Source organism: Lysinibacillus sp. FSL M8-0337, assembly GCF_038593855.1.
Lineage (GTDB): Bacteria > Bacillota > Bacilli > Bacillales_A > Planococcaceae > Lysinibacillus > Lysinibacillus sphaericus_D.
Window position 1 is genome coordinate 2,986,022 of sequence record NZ_CP151996.1, and the last position, 25,154, is coordinate 3,011,175.

Consider the following 25,154-nt stretch of genomic DNA (forward strand, 5'->3'; position numbering starts at 1 on the left):
GTGGTAGCTTGTAATGGAACTAAACTAAAACCATTTCGGTATAAAGATAAGTAACCCGATTATAGCACTGAATACCGCAAATACAAGCACCGCACCCGCTGCAATATCCTTAGCTTGCTTAGCGAGTGGGTGAATATCTGTTGATGCTAGGTCTACAACTCGCTCAATCGCGGTATTAATCATTTCAAGCGCAAACATCAGTGCTATTAATAATAGCACAATCAACCATTCAACTCGTGATAAACCTGTGAAATAACCAGCAATGATAACAATGCACGCACAAAGCAAATGGGATCGAAAATTTTGCTCTTTACATGCTGTGATTATTCCTTCAAAAGCATATCCAAATGAACGTAAATATTTGCGTAAGTTCATTTAGTCACGTCCTAAGCCAAAAGTTTGTAAAATCTCCTCTTGTTTGCCGAACATCACCTTTTCATCTTCAGGTACCATATGGTCATAACCTAATAAATGCAAGAAGCCATGGACAGCTAAAAAGCCCAATTCTCGTTCAAATGAGTGCCCATATTCTTCTGCTTGTTCCTTAGTGCGATCCGTGGAAATTATAATATCACCTAAAATGCGTGGCATGCCTTCAAATGTTACTTCCATTTCTCCCTCGCCTAATTCTTCTAGCGCGAAGGAAATCACATCTGTTGGTTGATCTTTATCGCGATATTCTCGGTTAATTTCTTGGATAGCCTCATTTGTGACAAAAGTTACTGATACTTCTGTTTCAGGTTCTATCTTTTCCACTTTTGCAGCATGTTGTAAAAGCTTTTCTACAAGCTCCATATGTTGTGCTGTCACTTCATTTGTTTCATCTGTAAAATCAATCGTTAAAATCATTAGTGCCTCCTACTTATCTGCCTTTGGATATTCAATACGGGAATGGAAAATCCCATTCAACGTCTCACAAAGTACTTGCTCTATACATTTTAACTCTTTTATTGAAATATCGCATTCATCAAACTGATGATCTTGTACACGGTCATCAATAATTGCTCGAACGAGTTTATGAATTTTCTCAGCATTTGGCTCTTTCATCGAACGAACCGCCGCTTCCACACTATCAGCAACGCTTATTACAGCGGCTTCCTTCGTTTGAGGTTTTGGTCCTGGGTAACGGAATTTTGCCTCATCTATTACTTTTCCTTCTTCCTTCGCTTTGTAAAGGAAAAATTTAAGTAGACTTGTACCATGATGTTGTAGCGCAATATCAATAATTTCTTGTGGCATTTTATAACGTCTTAGCATATCTGCGCCATCAGTTGTATGCGCAATAATTATTTCAGCACTTGTTTCTGGAGGCATGGAATCATGCGGATTCATACCTGACATTTGATTTTCAATGAAGAAAGCTGGTCGTTTCGTTTTGCCAATATCATGATAATAACAACCTACACGAGCCAGCAATCCGTCCGCACCTATCGCTTCGCATGCTGCTTCAGCTAAATTCGCTACCATTACACTATGATGATATGTTCCCGGTGTCTCCATTAGTAGCTTTTTCAGCAATGGATGATTTGGATTGGAAAGCTCAATGAGACGTAATGTGGAGAGCAAACTAAATGCTGACTCAAAAAATGGCAATAGTCCCATTGTTAGCGCACCAGATAGTAGAGCTGATAATATCGCGGCTATAAAGTAAAACAATAGCTCAGATAATCCATAAGATGATTGTGTCATCAATAAATAAAATGCGATAAAGCCCATATTTACAACGGAAATTACGGCAACCGCCTGCATAATATGCGAGCGCTTTTCTACACTACGCATAAAGAATAAACTCGCAAAGCCACCAAATATGATATACAAAGTAATTTCCATCTGCATTACAGAGGAATATCCTTCTTGGAAAATAACCCCTGCTGAAGCAGCTGTCATGACGGTAATAAGGACTGCAGCTCGATCATCAGCGAGCAGACGTACAAGCATTGTAGCTAAAGCTGTTGGGAATAAAAAGGCAATTGTCACATCAAACCCATCCGCCACTAAGCTTATAAACTTCATTAACAAGATAGAAAAACTATACACAATAACTGTTACGAGCAATGCATTGCGCTTTTTCTGTTCTTCTATTTCCCAACGATCAAATAAAATATACATAAATATCATTTGAATGAACGTTAAAATAATTAGCCCTGCAATCGGTTTCAGCGATGCTTTATTACTCACCATACCAAGTAGCTCTAACTGGCGATAAGCCTCATTATCAATAATCTGACCTTCTTGTACGATGATTTGACCTTGTAGAATACGTGTTGGTTCAACGGCTTCCTTTGCTTGTTCTATTCTAACTTTCGTTTGTTCCTCATTAATGGTTTCGTTTTCGATAATACTAGCACGTCCAATTGATACGACGGTACTTAAAATCCTATCAGGATAGCCACGCTGTCCACGTATTTTGGTTTCAAAATCATTTTGAGCAGCTAACACATTTTCTTTTCGAATTGATTTTTCTAGGTATTCCTGTACAAGTTTTGATAGTTGTATGCTTGTTCGCTTTAAATCTGCTTCACTTTGTTGTAATAAGCCTTCTAACTGTGCATCGGTAAAGACGACAGGCATTTGATCCACATCAATGGATTCTAATTTTTTCCGGAGCTTTGCCACTTGGTCGACAGTTGCAACAGGGTCCTTACTACTTTCGACATCCTTTTTCACTTCGAGAACATAATCAAATAAAGACGTCACGATTGCTACACGTTGCTTAGCGACGTCTTCAGAAAATTGATAGACGGGCGTAACTGCGTTAGCAGCCTTTTCTCGTTCCTGCTGTGTCTTCACGGTATCTTCGATGGTTTTCGTTGATCTTACTGTTTCTGACGCAAGTTGCAACGGTTTAAAATCATATGTAACACCCTTTACATTGCCATACATAAATGTAAATTGTAATGCTCCTGTAAGGATGAGAACGACAATCAAAAAGTAGCGGAATCCAATAAGCTCCGTAATTTTCTGAAGTTGTTTCTCCATTTGGCACCTCCCCTATCTATCTTCTATCATACCAATTCAAAAAACATTTTTCCCGAAAAATGTATAAAGAAAGCAAAAAAACAGCTATACGTATATGTATAGCCGTCACATTTAACCTTAGATATGCATAATTCGCTGACCTGTCGCTTCGCTTTCGGTACAGACTTTTTCTATCGTTGTACCTGCCGCTTCGCTTTCGGTACAGACTTTTTCTATCGTTGTACCTGTCGCTTCGCTTTCGGTACAGACTTTTCTATCGTTGTACCTGCCGCTTCGCTTTCGGTACAGACTTTTCTATCGTTGTACCTGCCGCTTCGCTTTCGGTACAGACTTTTCTATCGTTGTACCTGCCGCTTCGCTTTCGGTACAGACTTTTCTATCGTTGTACCTGCCGCTTCGCTTTCGGTACAGACTTTTCTATCGTTGTACCTGCCGCTTCGCTTTCGGTACAGACTTTAAAATAACCGCCTAAGGCGGTTATTTTAAAGTTGTTGTTCTTCATAAGCTTGGATGATTTTTGCTACGACTGGATGGCGGACAACGTCGCCTTGCTCTAAAATTTGGAAATGTATTGGTTTGACATATTTTAACGTGCGTTCCGCAACAATCAATCCTGACTCTGTATTTTTAGGAAGGTCAATTTGCGTTTTATCGCCAGTAATAACCATTTTCGAGCCAAAGCCAAGACGTGTTAAAAACATCTTCATTTGCATATGTGTTGTATTTTGTGCTTCATCTAAAATAACAAAAGCATCATCTAACGTACGTCCTCGCATATATGCTAAAGGCGCGATTTCAATCGTTCCTCGCTCAATAAGGCGTTGTGTTTGTTCCGAGCCATAAATATCGTTTAAGGCATCGTAGAGTGGACGTAAATATGGATCTACCTTTTCCTTTAAATCGCCTGGAAGGAAGCCCAATGACTCTCCTGCTTCCACTGCAGGACGAGTTAAAATAATACGCTTTACATGCCCATTTTTAAGCGCTTGTGTAGCCATTACTACCGCTAAATACGTTTTTCCGGTACCTGCTGGACCGATACCGAAAACAACGTCTTTGTGACGAATCGCTTGTATGTATTCTCGTTGACCAATTGTCTTAGCACGAATTGGTTTCCCTTTTGTCGTGCGTGCAATTTCTTCATCGTAAAGTTCTGCAAAATATTCAATTGTTCCTTTTTGTGTCATTTCAATTGCGGTTGCTACATCGCGTTGGTCGATATTAATGCCTTTGCGAATAACTTTTAATAATGCATGTAAAAGATATGTCGCTTGTTCTTTTGCTTCTTCTTCACCCGCAAGCTGAATTTGCTCACCGCGTGTAATAATATGAACGTGAAGTGCCTCTTCAATCAATTTCATATTCGCATCAGATATACCTAGTAACATGACCGCTTCATTTGGATTATCCACTTGTAATACAGTTAAATGTTCTGACATAATCATTCTCCTTGTGGCCCTTTTATTGGACTTGCAATGTTTTCATTGACTAAAAATAGAACTTTCCCTTCAACTGTACCATTCCCCCACTTCGCCTGTAAAAGGTTTTCTTTCTTAATAACTGTTTTTGCAGGAAGGGATTGCAACATCTTTTCATGAAGTAGTGGCATTAACAACGTGTCTATTTTAGATTCATCTAATTTAATTTCCATCGTTTTTGTTTGCTGTTCCTCCACAATGGAAACATAAGGATTTAGCCAATTTGGTAAGTCTTTCTTTTGTACATAATCAACCGCTTCTTTATGAATACCTTTCACCACGACACGCCATTGCTTTTGCTGCAAAGATTGAAGTGTTAGCTTTGTTGGTATTTTAAATGTGCATTCAAGCCAGTAGTCGGCAAATACCTCTCCCTTTGCCCCGACAAAAACATGATCATCCCCACTTTCAATGACACCACTAACTAGGACGTCCCCATCATACGCTGTATCATTAACAGAAATTTTCCGTTCGCCGTGTTGAATATTAAAGTTTGTAATAACCCCACTTTTCGTAGCAACTAAATGGGTAGCAAGTTTTTCTGTTGTCAGCTCCGTTTTTTTAGGCGATTCCTGTGGTCTTAAAATAACTCGACCACCGTGTTTTTCAATATGCACCCAAGCTAAATCTCGATGCTTTTCTAACAGACTTTGCCGAATTACTGCATCTGACGGTAACACTTTTTTCGTCATAGGTGTTTCTAGCCTAAAAGTTTCTTGAAACGTTCGCTCTATTTGTTGCTGCAATTCTGGTGTAGCCGCTTCAATATCGACGCGCCAAACTACTTGCGCACATAGCAAAGGGATTAAAATCATGATAAACAAACCAAGTAATGTCCAAAGTTGAGCTCGAAAAACCTGTTGTTCATCTGCATAATGAACAGTCATTTTGAGCCGATAGCGACTGCGTATACGGCGAATTTTAGACAAGTACCCCATATGCGTTTCAAATGTCACTTCTTGCTCCCGAAAGACGACACGCTTTAATGGTATTTGTTGCGCATGCAATGCTTGAATAAAAGGATGAACATTTTCATGACGCTTTATACGTATGATGATCGGTCGATTATTCCACATGATTGCTCACACCCAAATCTTTAGTCATTTTCACATGTAATTCTTGCAAATCCTCTACTGAAAGATGAAGCATTTCTTCTTTAATTGCATTTATAGCAACGGATTTTCCACGCACAATAATATGATAATCTGCATAAATAAACGAGCACGATGTAGCATCCGCATGTAAAAAGCGATATGGACCGATAATTTTTAATGTTTCATACTGTGTTAATTCAAGTAGTGGCGTTAATTGAAATAATTTTTTCATAAAAAATGCCTCCTTCTTCGGCAATATATGCGCCAAAAAAGGAGGACATGCTAGTTATTTTCGTTTTGCTTTTGGTGGACCTAAAATTTCAGCCATTACCACTGCTTGCACAATTGCCTTTTGGGAATTTGGTAGTTGGAATCCATTTTTGGAGGCTGCCACTGGGCTATCTTTTTTCCCCGCAGCTAAACGACCAAGGCTAGGTCGTTCAATTTTACGACTAGAAGGTTCCGTCGGCGTTAACGGTGGTGCTACATAGCTAGGAATGTGTTCCTTCACACTTTCTTCTCTTGGTTCCACTCGTTTTCCCGGAACATCTGTCGTCATTTCCGCTTTCATTTCCCCTAAAAACTCTCGTGCAAAATCCTCGAAGCTCTGCTTTTTAGTCGTTGGCTGATGTTGCATCGGCTCATCTACTTCCATATGAGCGGAAGGTTGCGCAGATTTATTGAAAGGGGGCATTGGCTTTTGTTCTTTTGGGTTTTTTAATTTTCCGAAAAGCGAGCTGACTATGGCTATAATTGCAAATAAAATAAGTTGTTCCATTTGTTAGCACTCGCTCCTTTCCGTATGTTATACGTTCGGTTCATTTGGTTCTGATTTATCTAGGCTTACTTTTGAAATGGAGTCACGCATAGCTGTATCCGCTTGAATGTTACGATAATTCATGTAATCCATAATACCAAGATTACCAGAGCGTAAAGCTTCTGCCATCGCTTGCGGAACTTCTGCTTCTGCCTCCACTACTTTCGCTTTCATTTCTTGAACGCGTGCAATCATTTCTTGCTCATTTGCAACGGCCATTGCACGGCGTTCTTCTGCTTTCGCTTGGGCGATGTTTTTATCCGCCTGCGCTTGTTCAATCTGTAATTCCGCACCGATATTTTTGCCGATATCAACATCCGCAATATCAATGGATAGGATTTCAAATGCTGTTCCCGAGTCTAAGCCTTTAGATAACACGGTTTGTGAAATCATATCCGGATTTTCAAGGACTGTTGTATGGCTTGTTGCACTACCGATTGTAGAAACGATCCCTTCACCTACACGGGCAATAACTGTTTCTTCACCTGCACCACCGACTAAACGTTCGATGTTAGCACGCACAGTAATACGTGCTTTCGCTTTTACTTCAATCCCGTTCATTGCAACACCTGCAATAAATGGTGTTTCAATTACTTTTGGGTTAACCGACATTTGTACCGCTTCTAATACATCACGTCCCGCAAGATCAATCGCAGCACAACGTTCAAATGTTAGTTCAATATTCGCACGGTGAGCAGCAATTAGTGCATTTACGACACGGTCTACATTACCACCTGCTAAATAGTGACTTTCTAACTGATTAATAGTTACTGGTAAGCCAGCTTTGTGGGCTTTAATTAACGGATTGACGATACGCGATGGAATGACACGACGTAAGCGCATTCCGATTAATGTGAAAATACTAACGCGGACACCTGCTGCAAGAGCAGAAATCCACAGCGCCACTGGTACAAAAGTAAAGAATACCGCGACTACAATAAATAATAAGACTAGCCCGACAATTGGACCCATTAGAGCTAAATCAAATCCCATGTTGTTATTCCTCCATCTCTTTTTCTGTTTGTCTCACGACAATGCGTGAGCCTTCTACTTTAATCACTTCTACATTCTTGCCTACATCAACGTAGCCACCTTCTGATACTACATCAATACGCTCATTAACAAAACGAATTGTCCCTGCTGGACGAAGCGGTGTAATTGTTACCCCCACTTTTCCTAACAACTCTGTGCGATTAACGTTAGACACATAGCCTTCTTCCGTCGTTGTTGCATCCATCAACACTAACTTGTTTAAAACATGCATTTTTTTACCGAAAAATTTCATCAGGACCACCATTCCTATTATGGCTACTACAAGTGCAATAACGATCGCCATAATCATTTGCGTTATATTCGCACCTGCTAGCAGCAAGCTAAGTATTATAAGCACACCACCTAAAATACCAACAATGCCTCCGGGGACAAAAAATTCTGCGATGACGAGGGCTAGCCCTGCGATGAAAAGTAACAATGTTTCATATCCTGCAAAGCCTGCCACCATATGTCCGAAGAAAAATAATCCGAGAGCTGACAACCCCATTATACCCGGAACGCCAAATCCAGGCGAATAGAGCTCCATTACAAGCCCTAAACTAGCAACGGACAACAAAATAGGTATAATTAGCGGGTTCGTAATAAAACGAGCAATTTTTTCAGCGAATGTTGGCTCAATCGGTACAATATCACTACCTTTTAACCCCGTTTCCGCCAAAAGCTCTTGAAAGTTAGCAACTGTTCCTTCAGAATAGCCGACCTTTTTTGCTTCTGCAGCAGATAATGTTAATAAATTATCTCCCCCAGCACGATATTCTGGCAAATTAATCTTTGGATCAGCCATTGCTAATGCATATTTCGGGTCACGTTCAGATGTTTCGGCTGCTGCCTGCATTTGTGCTAACCACGCACTATGCGCTTTATTGTCCGCTGCATTGCCCACTGAATCGATGACAGCCGCTGCGCCTATTGTTCCATTTGGTACCATGTATATTTCATCTGCATGTAAGGCTAAAAAAGCACCAGCGGAATGCGCATCTTTGTTTATAAAAGCAATTGTACGAATTTTTGTGGCATCCATAAGCATGGCGATGTCACTAGCTGCATTGACAAATCCACCCGGCGTATGTATCTCCAGTACAATCGCTTCTGCATAATTTTCTTCTGCCTCTTTAAAAGCTCGTTCCAAAAATGCGTGAAGTCCACGTTCTACTTCATCATGAATCGGTACGTGGTAAACCTTGCTACTCGCGAAAGCTGTAGTCAATGGAAACGCTACCAAAACTGTCATCCAAATGATGATGATATAGGTTAGTATTCTCCTTTTTTGCCGCATCTTTTTCCCTCCCTTCTAACATGCTTCTCTATTGTATATACGAGAGAATTTGTAATAAGTTTCACAAAATCTTGTTTATTTTTATTATACAGTGAAATTTTAATGAAAGGTTGTTTTTTATCTTCTGTTGGATGGATTGAAAGTTGCTTTGACAATGGCAATGAAAAAACCGAACGAAATCTAGGGTGACTTCATTCGGCCTTTTTTCGAATATGTACCGCAAAATGGAGCATCATGCAAAATACCCAGAATTAATCGCTAGTGCAATTAATTCCAGGTATATCATTGTCTGCTCAGTGAATCATACAATTGCGTGTTTTGAACGTAGGGATTTTTAATGGGAAATTAAATTACCACTTACGTTTACGTGCAGCTTCTGATTTCTTTTTACGTTTTACGCTAGGTTTTTCGTAGAACTCGCGCTTTCTAACTTCTTGAATTGTACCACTTTTTGATACAGTACGTTTGAAGCGGCGAAGAGCATCTTCAAGCGATTCGTTTTTGCGAACGACAGTTTTTGACATCTCTCTTTCCCTCCCTCCGAACACACGTCAATACACAAACGAATTAGGCTAATAACTAACTGTTGTGTACTAAAAAATTATACCGTATTGTCTTTTAACGGTCAATAGAAAGTATTCGAAATAGCGCAGAGAATTTTTTACACCCACTTTGTCCGAATTTTATAGCGCTTTAACGTGAACAATAAGGTGAAGAAATTTAATTTTAAATAAGGGCTTTACAAAAATTAATAGTTGGGCGTAAAATAATCCCATTCAATTTCATAACAGCCAAATCTCAAATTTTTTGAGTACGGAGGACCCAATATTTTGGGGTTAATTCTGCATATGTAGAAGGGATGAGTTCTCTTTCGCCATCCTACCCGTCAGCTAACTTCGTCGGCTAAAGCGAAGGAGGTCATAAAGACCACCATTAGTTCATTAGTTTTTTTGTGATGCCCAATCCAACATTCTAACCATGAGGGTCTTTTTCTTATGCCCAAATATGGATATGAAAGGCTCACATGTTTTGTAAACAGTTAGGAGACATCGATGAAAAAATTGATACATTATTTAAGTCCACCAAAAATTCTTGTACTTGGTTTTGCCATTATTATTTTTATTGGGGCATGTTTGCTCACTTTGCCGATTGCTACAGAGAATGGAAATGGCCTACCTTTTTTAAATGCAGTATTTACTGCTACTTCCGCCACATGTGTAACCGGGTTAATTGTAGTTGATACAGGAGACACCTTTACAATGTTTGGTGAAATTGTTATTCTGGCTCTTATTCAAATCGGGGGCTTAGGATTTATGACTTTTGCAACATTATTTTTTTTGTTGTTAGGGAAGAAAATCTCTTTAAAAGAAAGGCTATTGTTAAAAGAAGCCTTTAATAATATTTCGATGGCTGGTCTTGTGAAATTGGTGAAAAGAATTTTGTTATTTACAGCACTTATTGAACTAATTGGAGGCCTTATCTTATCGATTCGTTTTTCATTTGATATGCCGATTGGTAAAGCCATTTACTTTGGTTTTTTCCACTCGATCTCGAACTTTAACAATGCTGGCTTCGACTTAATGGGAGGGTTCCAAGGTTTAACAGCGTATGTAGCTGACCCATTTGTTGTGTTAACCATTTGCGCGCTGATTACAATTGGTGGTTTAGGGTTTATCGTCATGAATGAGTTATATGAATATCGTGAAACAAAACGTCTTTCGGTCCATTCTAAAATTGTATTATCAGCCACAGTTATTTTAACAGTAGGTTCTACCCTTTTAATATTTTTATTTGAATATACCAATAGTAAAACAATTGGTGATTTAACGGGAATGGGTAAAATTTTGGGCTCTTTCTATCAGGCTGTTACACCAAGGACTGCTGGATCGAATACTTTACCTATCGGGGATTTGACTCACTCTACATTGTTTTTAACTATTTTATTGATGTTTATCGGAGCGGGGTCTGGTTCTACCGCTGGTGGGATTAAAATAACAACGTTTGCCGTTTTAGCTGCTACGCTTTGGGCGCAAATTAGAGGGAAGGAAGATGTCGTTTTATTTCGTCGTAGAATTGTGATTGAAACCATTTTAAAGGCATTAACCGTGGCAATGTGTGGGATGGTCATTGTGGTGTTTGTCACCATCTTTCTTAGCATTACCGAACAAAAACATAGTTTTATGATGTATTTGTTTGAGGCTACTTCTGCCTTTGGTACTGTTGGACTTTCCATGGGGCTAACTCCTGAGTTGACGCCTGCTGGTCGTATAGTCATTATTTTAACAATGTTTGCTGGTAGACTCGGTCCTCTAACGATTGCTTTTGCTATTACAAAACGACGAAAGCCAGAAGCTTTCCATCATCCAAAAGGAAATATAATGATTGGTTAATTAAATTCAAGAGGAGCTAACGACTATGACCATCAATCAATATGCCATCATCGGCTTAGGCAGATTCGGAGTAAGTGTGGCTAGAAGATTACACGAAGCTGGCCAACAGGTGCTTGGAATCGATATTAACGAGGAGCGGGTTGAAGATGCCGAGCTTTATGTAACACATGCAGTTGTTGCAGATACGACTGAAGAGAAGGCACTAACCTCCATCGGCATAGGAAATTTCGATTGTGTCATTGTTGCCATTGGTAACGATATGCAATCAAGTATTTTAACGGTTTCATTGCTAAAAGAACTGGGCATAAAAAAAATTATCGCTAAAGCGCTCGGTAAAAGACATGGGCAAGTATTAGATAAAGTAGGCGCAGATTGGATTATTTATCCTGAACGCGATATGGGTGAACGAGTAGCAAATCAGTTGCTCTCCCCTAATATGTTAAATTATATTGAGTTATCGAAAGACTATAGTATAGAAGAAATTATGATTCCTCCCAAAATGGCCAATAAAAATTTACGCGATTTAGATTTACGCGCTAAATACAATGTCAGTGTTATTGCCATTGTAAGAGGCGTAGATATCATTATCTCTCCATCTCCAGAACAATTAATTGAACAAGAAGATATTTTAGTCATGATTGGCCATCGTAAAGATATTGCGCAATTTTCCAATATTGAATAAGCAAATTAGAAAAATAAGAAAAAGTGTTAGATTGACTACCAACAATCTAACACTTAATTGCTATGCTGTTGACGCTCGCTATAGGTTGTTGTCCACGAGCGTTGCCGCCTTATCGGCTATGTTTTCTCTCATCTACGTTTTTTATCAAAGGAAGGAAGCAAACATACATGTACGAACATTTTCCCTTATGCTGTGTTTTAAAATATTTTCTTCGTGTTGCCATCTTCTTTTAATAGTTCGACCGCTTCTCTAAAGCGTTGAGAATGGATGATTTCTCTTTCTCTTAAGAAAATTAAACTATCATTTAAATCAGGGTCATCTGATAAATCAATAATCCATTGGTATGTGGCACGCGCCTTTTCTTCTGCTGCAATATCTTCATAAAGGTCAGCAATGGGATCCCCCTTTGCCTGAATGTAGCTTGCGGTAAATGGCACACCGGCTGCATTTTGATAAAACAAAGCTTTATCATGATTAACATAATAATCACCAATTCCCGCTTCTTTTAACTGCTGTGGCGTGGCGTCCTTCGTTAATTTATAAATCATCGTCGCAATCATTTCGAGATGTGAAAACTCTTCCGTCGCTATATCCGTCAGCAAACCAACTACTTTATCAGGTAAAGTGTAACGCTGATTCATATACCGAAGTGCTGCAGCCAGCTCCCCATCAGCACCCCCATACTGCTCTATTAAAAATTTCGCAAGCATCGGGTTACATGTACTAACTTTCACTGGATATTGGAGCTTTTTTTCATAATACCACAAACATCTTTCCCCCTAATCCAAATGTTTTTCATAAGATGTTACACTTGCCAAGGCCATGGCGTGTCGACCCAGTTAAACGGATAATTCGAATAGCTTCTACCAAAGTTCATGAGTGGTCCAAATTTTTGCTCAAAATCAATTTTTAAGCGCATACTTTTTTCAGCATTTTCATTAAATTGTGTAATCGCTGTATAATCGTGAGGATGTGTATCTAAATAAAGATTTAATTCAACTAAAACAAAATCAATGGCCTGAATTGCCTCGAGAAGCTCATAAAACTCTGGTGGCATTTTTTTACTCACCTTTTATCTCACCTCTCTCTGGATTCGGATATGGGCTAAAAAATTGAGGCCATAAAGTGCCAAATTTCAGCGCTTCCTTAGCCGTTTGAAATTGTGGTAGTCCAGGTGGTTGAAAGCCTATATACAATTGCGGAGGTGTTGAATAACTCTTGACTTCGATCGGTTTACAAGGGTCGAATGGACTGATATAAGGCCGCCAATATTTAAATTGCGTAAACATAAAATCCTCCTTTCAAAAGGCATTTACGTCATTCGAGTATATGAGAAGGAAAAATTAATTATTCTATAGACAGGTTAGCGTAATATAGATGGTTGATTCTAAGTACGGTATTTAGTGGTAATCAAAAAATAGTGTACCGGAGAAATCCCCAGTACACTATTTTTCTAAAGACCGCTATTAAATGATATGTGAAAATTAATAATTAGAATCTGCAATTAAGCCCTTCATAATCGCTACACCAGAGCTTGCCCCAATTCGTGTAGCACCTGCTTCGACCATTTTTTGCATATCTTCTAAACTGCGAACGCCACCAGAAGCTTTTACACCTAGCTCTGGCCCAACTGTTTTACGCATTAAGGCAATGTCCTCTGCTGTTGCTCCACCTGTAGAAAAACCTGTTGACGTTTTGACGAAATCTGCTCCAGCTTCCACTGAAAGTTCACATGCCTTTACTTTCTCTTCTTCAGTTAGTAAACATGTTTCGATAATCACTTTAACAATCGCACTGCCTTTAGCGGCTTCCACCACTGCCGCAATATCTGCTTGCACTAATTCAAAGTTTTGGTCTTTTAATGCCCCAATATTAATAACCATATCTACTTCTTGTGCGCCGTTTGCAATTGCATCTTTTGCCTCAAATACTTTTACAGCGGTTGTATTAGCGCCTAATGGAAAACCAATAACCGTACAAACTAAAACATTTGAATCTTGTAATAGCTCACTGCAATATTTTACCCAAGTTGGATTTACGCAAACTGATGCAAAGCCAAATTCTTTAGCCTCTGCACATAACTTTTCAATTTGCTCTTTCGTTGCATCCGCCTTTAATAACGTGTGATCAATCATACTTGCATAATTTGTTTTCATTTAACAAGCGCTCCTTCTAACTTAAGTTGTCCGTACCTCTTTGGAATGATAACATGTTTTCACGTTTCCGTCTAATAATCGAACACTAGAGCCAGTCTAGCTAATAAAAATACTTGCTACAAACACTAAATATCATGCCCGTACAAGCGCATTATTATAAAGGAAAAAAGGAAAGGATTGTCCATCTTCAATAGATAGACAATCCTTTATCAATTATTTTACCGTCTCTAGTAAGCGTACAAACTGCCCTTTAGAATGAGGATAGCCTGCTTGTGTAATTTTTACTTTTACAAGTTGGCCAATAAGGTTTTCAGGTCCTTCAAATACTACTTTTAAATAGTTATCAGTATAACCTGTTAATAAACCTTCTTCATCACTACCATCGTGAACAAATTCCTCTGGGATTACTTCTAACACATCATTTTCAAAACGACAAGCATATTCCTTTGCGAGTTGGTCGTTTAAAGCGATTAGACGATGCACGCGCTCATTTTTAATGTCCTCATCCACTTGGTCTTCCATACGTGCTGCTGGCGTGCCTGTACGAGGTGAGAATGGGAAAACGTGTAATTCAGAAAACTTATGGTCACGAATAAAGTTGTAGGTTTCCATAAATTCTTCTTCTGTCTCACCTGGGAACCCAACGATTACATCAGAAGTAACAGCTAAATCAGGTAAGGCTTCATGTAATTTTGTTAAGCGCTCCCCGAAAAATGCCATTGTATATTTTCGGCGCATACGTTTTAATACCGTATCCGAACCAGATTGAATTGGAATGTGTAAATGATTTACAACGATTTTTGAGTCACGTAAAACCTCAATGACTTCATCAGTTAGTTGGCTTGCTTCAATAGAAGAAATACGTAAACGTTTTAATCCTTTTACATTCGCTTCTAAATCACGTAACAACTGTGCAAGGTTATAGTCTTTTAAGTCTTGACCATAGCCCCCTGTATGAATACCTGTTAGTACAATTTCGAGATAACCAGCATCTACTAACTGCTGTGCTTGTTTGACAACTTCTTGAGGATCACGAGAGCGCATTAAACCACGCGCCCAAGGAATAATACAAAATGTACAGAAGTTATTGCAACCCTCTTGGATTTTTAACGATGCACGTGTTCGGTCTGTAAATGCCGGTACATCTAATTCTTCGTATACACGGTTTTTCATAATGTTGCGTACAGCATTAATTGGTTGACGCTCATTACGATATTGTTCAATATAGCCTAGTAATTTTGTACGGTCCTGTGTTCCTACCACAATATCAACACCAGGAATAGCCATAATTTCTGCTGGCGATGTTTGCGCATAACAGCCTGTTACACAAATAACAGCATCCGGATTTTGACGGACAGCTCTGCGAATAACTTGACGTGATTTTTTATCACCCGTATTTGTTACTGTACATGTATTAATCACATAAACATCTGCTTTATGATCAAACTCCGTACGTTCATAGCCTTCTTCTTTAAACAGTTGCCAAATAGCTTCTGTTTCGTAATGATTTACTTTACAACCTAGCGTATATAGAGATACGGTTTTTGGAGGCGCGTAACTCATAATTAATTTCATCCTTTCAACATCACATAACATTGTGTTTCGTATTTATAAGTATTTTTTTGTGTTCTTATTTTAGATACGAGAACTATAATAACACAAACCTTTTAAAATCAGTACTTATTAGATTTTTTTATAAAATAACTAAGCATAACAAATAGCTATTGCCCAACTTTTACACGCTCTGCTATCAATTATCTCAATATAATATTACCTTTGAAAACGAAACCTTCTATAAGTAATTGCCATTCTCTTTTATCATTTAATTGTTTTTTATTGTCATATTATAAAATACATTTCTTTTTTCCAATATAGCAACAAAGCTGGTGAAATGATATACTTTCAATGTAATTGTATGATTACAAAACTAATAGTGCCCTTAAACGGTTTACAAAAAACGGAGGAATTAGTATGAACATTCTTGAAGCATTATCTCTTTCAGTACCCTATATTCACTTAGCATTAAAAGAAGAAGCAATAGTAGCGGTTATTGATAAAGACACTGAAACTGTTGTAAAATGTTTAGCTGGTAAACGCATCGATGTAGGTTATCAAGACGGGCACAAAGTAAACTCTAACGATGAGAATATTTACACTGCTTTAAAAGGGCAAAATTCAGATACAATTATCCCAGAAGACGTTTACGGAATTTTCATTTATGCATTTGCTTTTCCCATTCGTGAACATGGTAAAGTTGTGGGAGCACTTGCTTTTGGTTTACCAATCGACAATAAACTTAAACTTGAAGAATATATGAATAAAATGGAAACTATTATTAACAGTTTACAAGATAAAGTACATAACGTAGCTTCTCATTCTGAGGAGCTAGCAGCCACTAGTGACGAAATTAACACGCAAGCACAGCACGCACTAGATGATGCTAAAAAAACACACGAAGTAACAAATTTAATAAAAAGCATCTCGCGTCAAACAAATTTACTTGGCTTAAACGCTTCGATTGAAGCAGCTCGTGCTGGTCAACATGGTGCTGGTTTTAATATTGTGGCACAAGAAGTAAGAAAGCTTTCTTCTGAAACATCCAACGCGACAGAAAGTATTGAAACGTCTTTACGAAATATTAATAGTAGCCTTGAAAACCTGAAACAAAATATGGGTCAAATTAATGGTGCAACAAATGAACAAGCTCAACTTGTTCAAGATTTCAGCGAAATTATTGGTGAATTAACAGTATTAAGTAGCAAGATGAAAGTTTTTATGCAAGAAGCCTTAAAATAAATAACGTGCTCTAACAGACAATATAGAAACCCTATTACCTTTGATGGCACTGCATATGCTCCAATTGTTAGATAAACAAGCTAACAATTGGGCTTTTTTATTAAAATCATAACTGACTAAATGTTGTTTACTAGAACTTGCCCTACAAACCTGTAATCCTTTGACATAAACCAATCTATTTTTCCCAAAATTTTTTCCCCTTCTCAGCACTACTTTAAAATTTGCTACTACGGTAAATTCGCTCGATTGCATCCATGAGTTTCTTCTCTAGCAGTAATCCCCTATAACTATTATCGACGGCAATAGTAATAAAAAAACTGCCATCTGCATGTGCAGACAGCAGCTTTCATAAAACGTGCTCTACAAAGGGATTTACACACTGGTAAAATGCTTTACTCCGTGACAGTTCCACTTGCAAAAATAGCAACACCACAAGGCTAAACCCAAGTTTTATTCAAATTCATATGATATTGCAGATAATGCATAAAGAGGCGCCGTTTCTGCTCGTAAAATTCTTGGTCCTAGAGACATTGTTTGCGCACCAGCTTGCATTAACATATCAGCTTCCTTGCGCGCAATTCCACCTTCTGGTCCAAAGACGATAAGGATTGATTTCGCTTGCTTGTCATACACGTTTTTTAGCTTATCCGCAAACCTTGTCCGTTTTTCGGCTTTGGCATCCTCTTCATCTGCAATAAAAACAGCATCAAAATCTCCAATTTGTGACACAAGCTGTTTAAAGTGAATCGGTTCATAAATATTAGGAATATGTGTGCGATGTGATTGTTCCGCTGCCTCTTTTGCAATTTTTTGCAAGCGCTCTTGTTTTTTCGCACCCTTTTTCACATTCCATTTGACAATGGAACGTTCCGCTTCAAATGGTAATAAAGCATACATCCCTAGCTCCGTTGCCTTTTGCGTGATAAGCTCCAGTTTATCGCCTTTAGGCAACCCACACGCCACTGTTACACGCACTGGTAGTTCAGGGGATGGAATAGTTTGTCCCGTTGCTTGCACTAAGACATCCTCATCTTCAAAGGCGGTAATCGTACAAATATAAGCTGTGTTTTGTGCCACAACGATGATTTCAGCACCTTCTTTCATCCGCATAACACGCATAATATGGCGGGCATCTTCACCTGTAATGCGCGCTTCCTGAATGGCCGTCTCAATGAAATAGCGTTGCATACTGCTCACTCCTCTCAATAGAAGAAGCGCCAAATCGTCAGCACTCGGCTCACAATTTGCGCTTCCTCGGTTCATTTATAGGGGACGACGGGCGATAATCGCTACCCAATCTTCCATTAATAAAACTTCTTCAATAACAAATCCAGAAGCTTCTAGTGCTGCTTTTACATCATCTCGTTTCGCTCCGATGATGCCTGAAGTGACGTATAATCCACCCGGTTTGACAATCGTAAATGCATCGTCAGTAAAGGACATTATGATTTCCGCTAAAATATTGGCAACGACAACATCTGCTGGCTCCTTCACAGTATCCAATAGGTTACCATGGAAAACATGCACTGTATCGCTTACTTTGTTCAACGCAACATTTTCTTTAGCAGAACGTACAGCAACTTCGTCTAAATCTAGAGCATGCACACTTTTTGCACCCAGCATTGCAGCACCAATTGACAGCACCCCTGAACCTGTGCCAATGTCAACAACCGTGTCGCCTTCTTTTACGACCTTTTCAAGCCCTTGTAAGCACATTACTGTCGTTGGATGTGTTCCTGTTCCGAATGCCATGCCAGGATCTAACTCAATGATTAACTCATCCGTTGAAACGGGTGAATAGTCTTCCCATGTCGGTACAATTGTAAAGCGTTCCGAAATTTTAACAGGGTGATAATATTGCTTCCACGCTGTTGCCCAATCTTCCTCGTTCACTTCTACAATCGAAACAACATTTTCGCCAATATCAATGTTAAATTTCGTTAAATTTGTAATGGCCGCCTTAATCTCTTCGACTGTTTCATTTAAAAAGCTAGACTCTGATAAGTAAGCTTTAACGATGACTCCCTCTTTTGGAAAATCATCTTCATTTAGCGCATAAATTTCTCCATACTGATCTTCACGTGGCTTCGCATATTCAGCTGAATCTTCAATAACAACACCGCTAGCCCCTGCTTCATGCAAAATGTTTGAAATTGCTTCCACCGCTTCATTTTTTGTATGAATGGATAATTCTGACCACTTCACGTAGCTCTTCAGCTCCTCTAATTATTCACCTTGGAATTTTTTCTTGATTTTATCAAATAGTGAGCTTCCTTGTTCTTCTGGAATATCACCACTGATTTCTGCAAATTCACGTAGTAATTGTTTTTGTTTCTCTGTTAGTTTTTCTGGTGTTACAACTTTAACTGTGACATATTGGTTACCTGTTCCATACCCATGCACATTTTTAACGCCTTTATCTTTTAAGCGGAATTGAGCACCTGATTGTGTGCCTGCAGGAATACGTAATTTCACTTTTCCATGCACAGTTGGTACCTCAATCTCATCACCTAGTGCAGCTTGAGGGAATGTTAATTTTAATTCGTAGTAGATATCATCTCCATCACGTTCAAATTCATTGTGCCCTTGAACACGGAACATAATGTATAGGTCACCAGCTGGACCACCATTAATACCTGGTTCACCTTGACCCGATACACGAATTTGTTGACCGTCATCTACACCTGCTGGAATAGACACTTTAATTTTTTTACGTTTTTGGATTTTACCTTCTCCACGACAAGTTGAACATTTTTCTTTAATGATTTTACCTGTTCCATGACATGTTGAACAAGTACGACGATTCATCATGCGACCAAAAGGTGTATCGACTGCTTGATTAATTTGCCCAGCACCTTTACATGTCGAACATGTTTCTGGTGACGTTCCTGGTTTTGCCCCAGAGCCATGACAAGTATCACATGTTTCATCTTTTGGAATCTCGATTTCTGTTTCTTTCCCGAAAATCGCTTCTTCAAATTTAATATTCATGCGATATTGCAAATCGTCACCTTTGCGTGGTGCATTTGGATCTTGACGTCGTCCACCACCGCCAAAGAATGAACTGAAAATATCCTCGAAGCCGCCAAAGCCGCCGCCTCCGAAGCCACCGCCGCCAAAGCCTGCATTTGGATCTTCGTGTCCAAATTGGTCATAGCGCGCTTTTTTCTGATCGTCACTTAGTACTTCGTAAGCCTCAGCAATTTCTTTGAATTTTTCATCTGCACCTGGCTCTTTATTTAAGTCAGGATGGTATTGCTTTGATAATTTACGATATGCTTTTTTAATATCATCTTTAGAAGCTGATTTCGTTAAACCAAGCACCTCGTAGTAATCGCGTTTCTCCATGATTCACACTCCGCTCTTTTTGCATAAAATCTATTGTAACATGCAGTTTAAAAAACTGCTTTAATTTTCGCCATAATTTTCTCATTACTATCATTGTATCTATGATATCTCTAGCATTATAGAAATGTCACTGATATGCCCATTCTTTTTTCTATAAAGAATAGAAAGAGAAAAGCCAAAGCCGCAAGCGGTCTTTGGCTTTTTCACTTTACTGTGCTGTTGATAATATCTTATTTATCGTCTTTTACTTCTTCAAAGTCAGCATCAACGATACCATCGTCTTTTTTGTCAGTTCCAGCTTCTGGACCTGCTTCGCCACCTTGAGCCGCTTGAGCAGCAGCTGCAGCTTGTTCGTAAACTTTCATTACTAGAGGCTGTAATACACCTTCTAATTTTTCTTTCGCTGATTTAATACCTTCTAATTCGCCAGCTTCAAGCGCTTTTTTAAGCTCATCACGAGCATCTTCTAAAGATTTTTTCTCATCTTCTGTAATTTGCTCACCTAAATCAGCAATTGTTTTGTCAACTTGGAACACTAATTGGTCTGCTTCGTTGCGAAGATCAGCTTCTTCTTTACGTTTTGCATCCGCTTCAGCATTTGCTTCTGCATCTTTTACCATGCGTTCGATTTCATCATCTGATAAACCAGAGTCAGATTGGATAACGATTGTTTGTTCTTTATTTGTACCTAAATCTTTCGCTTTAACAGACACGATACCATTTTTGTCGATATCAAATGTTACTTCGATTTGTGGAATACCACGTGGAGCTGGTGGAATATCCGCTAATTGGAAGCGACCTAATGTTTTGTTATCCGCTGCCATTGAACGCTCACCTTGTAATACGTGAATATCTACTGCTGGTTGGTTATCCGCTGCAGTTGAGAATACTTGTGATTTAGATGTTGGAATTGTTGTGTTACGATCGATTAATTTTGTGAACACGCCACCCATTGTTTCAATACCTAAAGAAAGTGGTGTTACATCAAGAAGTACTACGTCTTTCACATCACCTGTTAATACGCCACCTTGAACAGCAGCACCCATTGCTACTACTTCGTCAGGGTTTACACCACGGTGAGGCTCTTTACCAGTTTCTTTACGTACAGCTTCTTGTACGGCAGGAATACGAGTAGAACCACCAACTAAAATTACTTGGTCAATTTCTGAAGTAGATAGACCTGCATCAGATAATGCTTGACGTACTGGACCAACTGTACGGTTTACTAATGGTAATGTAATTTCATCGAATTTCGCACGAGTTAAAGAGATTTCTAAGTGTAATGGACCTGCTTCACCAGCCGTAATGAATGGTAATGAAATTTGTGTAGATGTTACACCTGATAAATCTTTTTTCGCTTTTTCAGCAGCATCTTTTAGACGTTGCATAGCCATTTTGTCTTTAGAAAGGTCAATGCCGTTTTCTTTTTTAAATTCGGCAACTAAATATTCGATTACTGCGTCATCGAAATCGTCACCACCAAGTTTGTTGTCACCAGCTGTAGCTAATACTTCGAATACACCGTCACCTAATTCAAGGATAGATACGTCGAATGTACCACCACCAAGGTCAAATACTAATACTTTTTGGTCTACATCTTGTTTATCTAAACCATAAGCAAGTGCAGCAGCTGTTGGTTCATTAATGATACGTTCTACTTCAAGACCAGCGATTTTACCAGCGTCTTTTGTCGCTTGACGTTGCGCATCGTTAAAGTAAGCAGGTACAGTAATAACTGCTTTCGTTACTTTTTCACCTAAGTAATCTTCTGCATAGCCTTTTAAGTATTGAAGAATCATTGCTGAAACTTCTTGTGGTGTATATTCTTTATCTTCCACTTTAACTTTTTCAGCTGTACCCATTTTAGATTTAATTGAAATAATCGTATTTGGATTTGTTACTGATTGGCGTTTTGCTACTTCCCCAACTTGTTTTTCACCATTTTTGAATGCTACTACAGATGGTGTTGTACGGTTTCCTTCTGGGTTTGGAATAACTTTTGGCTCTCCGCCTTCAAGTACAGATACACAAGAGTTTGTTGTTCCTAAGTCAATACCGATAATTTTGCTCATAGTAAAATTTCCTCCTATTATTAAAACGCAAATGCGTTAATTAACTAATTATTTTTTGAATAGTGCGATGACTATTCGTTTACAGATACCATAGTTGGGCGTAATACGCGATCTTTTAAAATATACCCTTTTTGAAGCTCACGTAATACAACACCTTGTTCTTTTTCACTATCTTGTTCTTGCATAACAGCTTGGTGAACATTTGGATCAAATTGCTCTCCTTCAGCTTTTATCACTTGTAAGCCCTCTTTTTCAGTTGCTTCTAATAGTGAACGGTAGACCATTTCAATACCTTTTACAATTGAGACCGCTTCTTCGGAAGTTGGCTCTATTTGTAATGCACGTTCGAAATTATCTAATACCGGCAATAAATCCGATAACAGATTTTGTGCACGATATTTTTCAGCCGCCTCACGATCAAGCTGTGTACGGCGACGTAAATTGTCAAAGTCTGCACGCAGGCGTAGATGACGATTTTCCTCATCATCTAGCTTTGCTTGTAATTCTGCTAGTTTCGCTTCATACTGCTCTTCAATTGTTAGTTCTTTCACTTCTGGCGTTTCTGTTTGTTCTACAGTTGCCTCATTTTCAGCTTGTACATTTTCTTGTACAAGGTCTTTGTTTTCTGTTGTTTCAGTCACTTAAATCCTCCTCATTATCAATCACTACGATTCTTCGTAAAGGCTTGAGATAAGTCCATGCGCATTACTTCAAGCAAAGCAACAACACGCTTGTAATCCATGCGCGTTGGACCAATAATTGCAATGGCCCCCTGTTGATCCTCACCTATTGAATAAGTCGTCGTGATGACACTACAGTTTTCCATTTCTAACTGCTTATTTTCCGAGCCTATACGAATATGAATACCCGATTCGTTCGGATGGAAAAGCGACTGCACTTGGCTAGTCGTTTCCATTAAGTCCAAAATCATTCGGACTTTATTTAAATCGTGGAATTCCGGTTGGTTGAACATATTTGTTTTACCACCATAGAAAATTTTACTTTCCGAATTTTGCATCGTAGCTGAAACGAGCGAATGGATAAAATCATCCGCCGATCGAACATGTTGCTGCAAGATAGCCAGAATTTCAATTTCCAGCTTTTTATGGATTTCATCTAACGAAACACCGACTAAGCGGTCATTTAAAATGTTCACCATTTTTTCTAGTTCAGCAGCGGTAAAATTAGGTGGTAAACTAAACATGCGGTTCTCAACATGCCCGTTATTCGTTACGATAATCGCTACTGCCGCATCGCTTGAGAGTGGCACGATAGAAAAACGCTTTACTCGATGTCTTTGGACATCTGGTCCTAAAAGAATCGATGTATACGATGTCAGCTCAGATAAAATATTCGCTGATTTTCGGATAATGTGCTCTACTTCTACTAGACGTTCGTTGAAAATCGATTGAATTTGCTGAATATCCCGTGAATTAATGCCCTGTGGATTCAACAAATGATCTACATAAAATCTATACCCCTTTTCCGAAGGCACTCGACCAGAGGACGTATGGGTTTTTTCTAAGAACCCTAATTCCTCTAAATCCGCCATTTCGTTTCTAATAGTGGCTGGACTAAATGTAATCTCTTGTTTTTTTGAGATTTGGCGAGAACCTACCGGCTGTGCAGACATAATGAAATCGTCTACGATTACTTGCAATATCTGTAATTGCCGATTTGTTAGCATGATCATCACCTCTGTTAGCACTCAACTAAGAGGAGTGCTAATACTATTATTAAGTTATCAAATCCCACATTTTATGTCAACGATATCGCTCAATCTTCTAGCAAAAATTGTTGAAAAACTTCATTCCCGACAAATCGCCCCTTGCGTGTAAGCCGAATGCCTACAGCATCATGTGCCAAAAGCCCTTCTGACACTAGCTTATCAATGACATGTCCATAACGGTCCAACATTGACTCATTAAATCTTTCTTCATATATATTGTGTGTAATTCCGTCCGTTTTACGCAGCCCTAAAAACATTTGCTCTTCGCGTTGTTCAGTTGCTGTTACAACATGTTCCTGCATGATAGGTAAGTCCCCAGCATTTACAGCATCCATATATTTTTTTAAAGGACCATAATTTGAATAACGTGTGCCATTCATATAGCCATGTGCACCTGCGCCAAAACCAGCATATTCATCATTTTCCCAATAAATTTTATTGTGCGTTGAAGTAAAGCCTGCTTTCGCAAAATTGCTGATTTCATATTGCTTAAAACCATGCAATCGCATTTCTTGCATTAGCACTTCATACATATCCGCTTCTAAATCTTCCGTTGGTAAGCTCAATTTCCCTTTCGCATACTGATTATAAAAAATTGTTTTTGGTTCTACGATAAGAGAGTAAGCTGAGAAATGTGGTAGCTCAAGCGCAAACGCTTTATCTAATGAATCTTTCCATTGCGCCATCGTTTGACCTGGCAAACCATACATTAAATCAATGCTTATATTTTGAAAACCGACCTTTTTAGCGAGTGCAATTGTATCGTAGACGTGCGTATTGCTATGTGTGCGACCAATTTTTTTCAATAATTCTTGGTTAAATGATTGAACGCCCATACTTAAACGATTGACGCCTCCATTAAACAAAGCACGCATTTTCGCCTCTGATAATTCATCTGGATTCGCCTCTGATGTAAATTCTGTCACACGATCCATTGGAATATACGTGCGGATCATGTTGAGTAATCTCGTTAATTGTTCTGGAGATAAAGCAGTAGGTGTTCCACCGCCAAGAAAAATCGTTTCAATTTGTTGAAAATGTTGCGGATATTTTTCCGTAGCAAGCGCCATCTCCTTGCCAAGTGATTCTATATATTCATCAACAGGTTGATTTTTAAAGTAAAATTTGTTGAAATCGCAATAATTGCAAATTTGATGACAAAAAGGAATATGAATGTAAACACCTCGTGCCATAGCTATCCCTTCTTTCTTGTTGAGTTTTTCCATTTCTTCATTATAAACAAACGAAATAAAGAACGCTATGAATCCATCCAGATAAATAAAA

At 38.8% G+C, this 25,154-nt stretch carries 25 protein-coding genes and 1 riboswitch; of the genes, 3 read left to right on the forward strand and 22 right to left on the reverse strand.

The window, feature by feature from the left end:
• Positions 1-24: 24 nt before the first annotated feature.
• The 10 genes from MKY08_RS14300 to rpsU form a co-directional block, all read right to left on the reverse strand.
• Complete coding sequence (locus MKY08_RS14300; protein WP_069513525.1) at positions 25-375, reverse strand: diacylglycerol kinase family protein; 351 nt, start codon at positions 373-375, stop codon at positions 25-27.
• The gene (gene ybeY, locus MKY08_RS14305; RefSeq protein WP_069513522.1) at positions 376-849 is read right to left on the reverse strand and encodes an rRNA maturation RNase YbeY; all 474 of its coding nucleotides are present in this window, start codon (positions 847-849) and stop codon (positions 376-378) included.
• Between the two features lie 9 nt (positions 850-858).
• Positions 859-2,979 (reverse strand): HD family phosphohydrolase, encoded by a 2,121-nt coding sequence (locus MKY08_RS14310; RefSeq protein WP_069513520.1) that lies wholly within the window; start codon positions 2,977-2,979, stop codon positions 859-861.
• Positions 2,980-3,461: 482 nt separating this feature from the next.
• Positions 3,462-4,418 (reverse strand): PhoH family protein, encoded by a 957-nt coding sequence (locus tag MKY08_RS14315; protein WP_069513518.1) that lies wholly within the window; start codon positions 4,416-4,418, stop codon positions 3,462-3,464.
• 2 nt (positions 4,419-4,420) lie between these two features.
• A complete protein-coding gene (locus MKY08_RS14320) occupies positions 4,421-5,533 on the reverse strand; it encodes a sporulation protein YqfD (protein WP_069513516.1) in 1,113 nt (370 codons plus the stop codon).
• The gene (locus MKY08_RS14325; protein WP_024363035.1) at positions 5,523-5,783 is read right to left on the reverse strand and encodes a hypothetical protein; all 261 of its coding nucleotides are present in this window, start codon (positions 5,781-5,783) and stop codon (positions 5,523-5,525) included. Before MKY08_RS14325 ends, MKY08_RS14320 begins: the two co-directional genes overlap by 11 nt.
• A 54-nt stretch (positions 5,784-5,837) precedes the next feature.
• A complete protein-coding gene (locus tag MKY08_RS14330; protein ID WP_069513514.1) occupies positions 5,838-6,329 on the reverse strand; it encodes a hypothetical protein in 492 nt (163 codons plus the stop codon).
• Between the two features lie 27 nt (positions 6,330-6,356).
• Positions 6,357-7,361: a flotillin-like protein FloA gene (gene floA, locus MKY08_RS14335; protein ID WP_024363037.1), complete on the reverse strand. Its 1,005-nt coding sequence runs from the start codon at positions 7,359-7,361 to the stop codon at positions 6,357-6,359.
• A gap of 4 nt (positions 7,362-7,365) precedes the next feature.
• Complete coding sequence (locus MKY08_RS14340) at positions 7,366-8,652, reverse strand: nodulation protein NfeD (protein WP_069513627.1); 1,287 nt, start codon at positions 8,650-8,652, stop codon at positions 7,366-7,368.
• Between the two features lie 395 nt (positions 8,653-9,047).
• Positions 9,048-9,221 (reverse strand): 30S ribosomal protein S21, encoded by a 174-nt coding sequence (gene rpsU, locus MKY08_RS14345; protein WP_004227078.1) that lies wholly within the window; start codon positions 9,219-9,221, stop codon positions 9,048-9,050.
• 255 nt (positions 9,222-9,476) lie between these two features.
• A riboswitch (cyclic di-AMP (ydaO/yuaA leader) is annotated at positions 9,477-9,617 on the forward strand.
• A gap of 132 nt (positions 9,618-9,749) precedes the next feature.
• On the opposite strand from rpsU, the gene MKY08_RS14350 reads away from it, so the two are divergent.
• Positions 9,750-11,087, forward strand: coding sequence for a TrkH family potassium uptake protein (locus MKY08_RS14350; RefSeq protein ID WP_069513512.1), 1,338 nt, complete (start codon positions 9,750-9,752; stop codon positions 11,085-11,087).
• Between the two features lie 25 nt (positions 11,088-11,112).
• Positions 11,113-11,769, forward strand: a complete 657-nt coding sequence (locus MKY08_RS14355) for a TrkA family potassium uptake protein (protein WP_024363040.1) — start codon at positions 11,113-11,115, stop codon at positions 11,767-11,769.
• A 197-nt stretch (positions 11,770-11,966) separates the two neighbouring features.
• Here MKY08_RS14355 and MKY08_RS14360 read toward each other — a convergent pair whose 3' ends face one another.
• The 5 genes from MKY08_RS14360 to mtaB all read right to left on the reverse strand — a co-directional run bounded on the left by MKY08_RS14360 (position 11,967) and on the right by mtaB (position 15,488).
• The gene (locus MKY08_RS14360; protein ID WP_024363041.1) at positions 11,967-12,536 is read right to left on the reverse strand and encodes a manganese catalase family protein; all 570 of its coding nucleotides are present in this window, start codon (positions 12,534-12,536) and stop codon (positions 11,967-11,969) included.
• Positions 12,537-12,574: 38 nt separating this feature from the next.
• Positions 12,575-12,826: a spore coat protein CotJB gene (locus tag MKY08_RS14365; RefSeq protein WP_069513626.1), complete on the reverse strand. Its 252-nt coding sequence runs from the start codon at positions 12,824-12,826 to the stop codon at positions 12,575-12,577.
• Between the two features lie 4 nt (positions 12,827-12,830).
• Positions 12,831-13,058 (reverse strand): spore coat associated protein CotJA, encoded by a 228-nt coding sequence (locus MKY08_RS14370; protein WP_069513509.1) that lies wholly within the window; start codon positions 13,056-13,058, stop codon positions 12,831-12,833.
• Between the two features lie 195 nt (positions 13,059-13,253).
• A complete protein-coding gene (gene deoC, locus MKY08_RS14375; RefSeq protein ID WP_069513507.1) occupies positions 13,254-13,925 on the reverse strand; it encodes a deoxyribose-phosphate aldolase in 672 nt (223 codons plus the stop codon).
• Between the two features lie 213 nt (positions 13,926-14,138).
• The gene (gene mtaB / locus MKY08_RS14380; RefSeq protein ID WP_024363045.1) at positions 14,139-15,488 is read right to left on the reverse strand and encodes a tRNA (N(6)-L-threonylcarbamoyladenosine(37)-C(2))-methylthiotransferase MtaB; all 1,350 of its coding nucleotides are present in this window, start codon (positions 15,486-15,488) and stop codon (positions 14,139-14,141) included.
• A gap of 408 nt (positions 15,489-15,896) precedes the next feature.
• On the opposite strand from mtaB, the gene MKY08_RS14385 reads away from it, so the two are divergent.
• Positions 15,897-16,721: a methyl-accepting chemotaxis protein gene (locus MKY08_RS14385; protein ID WP_069513504.1), complete on the forward strand. Its 825-nt coding sequence runs from the start codon at positions 15,897-15,899 to the stop codon at positions 16,719-16,721.
• Between the two features lie 450 nt (positions 16,722-17,171).
• Here the strand turns inward: MKY08_RS14385 and MKY08_RS14390 are convergent, their stop codons facing one another.
• From MKY08_RS14390 to hemW, 7 genes are all read right to left on the reverse strand, one after another.
• Entirely contained in the window at positions 17,172-17,909 is a 738-nt protein-coding gene (locus MKY08_RS14390; protein ID WP_069513501.1) for a 16S rRNA (uracil(1498)-N(3))-methyltransferase, read from the reverse strand.
• Positions 17,910-17,984: 75 nt separating this feature from the next.
• Positions 17,985-18,926: a 50S ribosomal protein L11 methyltransferase gene (prmA, locus tag MKY08_RS14395; RefSeq protein WP_069513495.1), complete on the reverse strand. Its 942-nt coding sequence runs from the start codon at positions 18,924-18,926 to the stop codon at positions 17,985-17,987.
• Between the two features lie 21 nt (positions 18,927-18,947).
• Positions 18,948-20,069 (reverse strand): molecular chaperone DnaJ, encoded by a 1,122-nt coding sequence (dnaJ, locus tag MKY08_RS14400; RefSeq protein ID WP_069513489.1) that lies wholly within the window; start codon positions 20,067-20,069, stop codon positions 18,948-18,950.
• 230 nt (positions 20,070-20,299) lie between these two features.
• Complete coding sequence (gene dnaK, locus MKY08_RS14405; protein ID WP_069513484.1) at positions 20,300-22,141, reverse strand: molecular chaperone DnaK; 1,842 nt, start codon at positions 22,139-22,141, stop codon at positions 20,300-20,302.
• 71 nt (positions 22,142-22,212) lie between these two features.
• A complete protein-coding gene (gene grpE, locus MKY08_RS14410; RefSeq protein WP_069513482.1) occupies positions 22,213-22,782 on the reverse strand; it encodes a nucleotide exchange factor GrpE in 570 nt (189 codons plus the stop codon).
• A 17-nt stretch (positions 22,783-22,799) separates the two neighbouring features.
• Entirely contained in the window at positions 22,800-23,828 is a 1,029-nt protein-coding gene (gene hrcA, locus MKY08_RS14415) for a heat-inducible transcriptional repressor HrcA (RefSeq protein WP_069513480.1), read from the reverse strand.
• Positions 23,829-23,917: 89 nt separating this feature from the next.
• A complete protein-coding gene (hemW, locus tag MKY08_RS14420; protein ID WP_069513478.1) occupies positions 23,918-25,063 on the reverse strand; it encodes a radical SAM family heme chaperone HemW in 1,146 nt (381 codons plus the stop codon).
• Positions 25,064-25,154 lie beyond the last annotated feature (91 nt).

Excerpts from the sequence above, each read along its gene's own strand:
- dnaJ (WP_069513489.1), bottom strand. The coding sequence starts at position 20,069 with ATGGAGAAACGCGATTACTACGAGGTGCTTGGTTTAACGAAATCAGCT.
- MKY08_RS14320 (WP_069513516.1), bottom strand. The coding sequence starts at position 5,533 with ATGTGGAATAATCGACCGATCATCATACGTATAAAGCGTCATGAAAAT.
- MKY08_RS14350 (WP_069513512.1), top strand. The coding sequence starts at position 9,750 with ATGAAAAAATTGATACATTATTTAAGTCCACCAAAAATTCTTGTACTT.
- MKY08_RS14385 (WP_069513504.1), top strand. The coding sequence starts at position 15,897 with ATGAACATTCTTGAAGCATTATCTCTTTCAGTACCCTATATTCACTTA.
- MKY08_RS14365 (WP_069513626.1), bottom strand. The coding sequence starts at position 12,826 with ATGCCACCAGAGTTTTATGAGCTTCTCGAGGCAATTCAGGCCATTGAT.
- MKY08_RS14315 (WP_069513518.1), bottom strand. The coding sequence starts at position 4,418 with ATGTCAGAACATTTAACTGTATTACAAGTGGATAATCCAAATGAAGCG.
- floA (WP_024363037.1), bottom strand. The coding sequence starts at position 7,361 with ATGGGATTTGATTTAGCTCTAATGGGTCCAATTGTCGGGCTAGTCTTA.
- MKY08_RS14300 (WP_069513525.1), bottom strand. The coding sequence starts at position 375 with ATGAACTTACGCAAATATTTACGTTCATTTGGATATGCTTTTGAAGGA.
- dnaK (WP_069513484.1), bottom strand. The coding sequence starts at position 22,141 with ATGAGCAAAATTATCGGTATTGACTTAGGAACAACAAACTCTTGTGTA.
- MKY08_RS14355 (WP_024363040.1), top strand. The coding sequence starts at position 11,113 with ATGACCATCAATCAATATGCCATCATCGGCTTAGGCAGATTCGGAGTA.
- MKY08_RS14370 (WP_069513509.1), bottom strand. The coding sequence starts at position 13,058 with ATGTTTACGCAATTTAAATATTGGCGGCCTTATATCAGTCCATTCGAC.
- ybeY (WP_069513522.1), bottom strand. The coding sequence starts at position 849 with ATGATTTTAACGATTGATTTTACAGATGAAACAAATGAAGTGACAGCA.
- rpsU (WP_004227078.1), bottom strand. The coding sequence starts at position 9,221 with ATGTCAAAAACTGTCGTTCGCAAAAACGAATCGCTTGAAGATGCTCTT.
- mtaB (WP_024363045.1), bottom strand. The coding sequence starts at position 15,488 with ATGAGTTACGCGCCTCCAAAAACCGTATCTCTATATACGCTAGGTTGT.
- hrcA (WP_069513480.1), bottom strand. The coding sequence starts at position 23,828 with ATGCTAACAAATCGGCAATTACAGATATTGCAAGTAATCGTAGACGAT.
- MKY08_RS14325 (WP_024363035.1), bottom strand. The coding sequence starts at position 5,783 with ATGAAAAAATTATTTCAATTAACGCCACTACTTGAATTAACACAGTAT.
- MKY08_RS14390 (WP_069513501.1), bottom strand. The coding sequence starts at position 17,909 with ATGCAACGCTATTTCATTGAGACGGCCATTCAGGAAGCGCGCATTACA.
- hemW (WP_069513478.1), bottom strand. The coding sequence starts at position 25,063 with ATGGCACGAGGTGTTTACATTCATATTCCTTTTTGTCATCAAATTTGC.
- deoC (WP_069513507.1), bottom strand. The coding sequence starts at position 13,925 with ATGAAAACAAATTATGCAAGTATGATTGATCACACGTTATTAAAGGCG.
- MKY08_RS14330 (WP_069513514.1), bottom strand. The coding sequence starts at position 6,329 with ATGGAACAACTTATTTTATTTGCAATTATAGCCATAGTCAGCTCGCTT.
- MKY08_RS14310 (WP_069513520.1), bottom strand. The coding sequence starts at position 2,979 with ATGGAGAAACAACTTCAGAAAATTACGGAGCTTATTGGATTCCGCTAC.
- MKY08_RS14340 (WP_069513627.1), bottom strand. The coding sequence starts at position 8,652 with ATGACAGTTTTGGTAGCGTTTCCATTGACTACAGCTTTCGCGAGTAGC.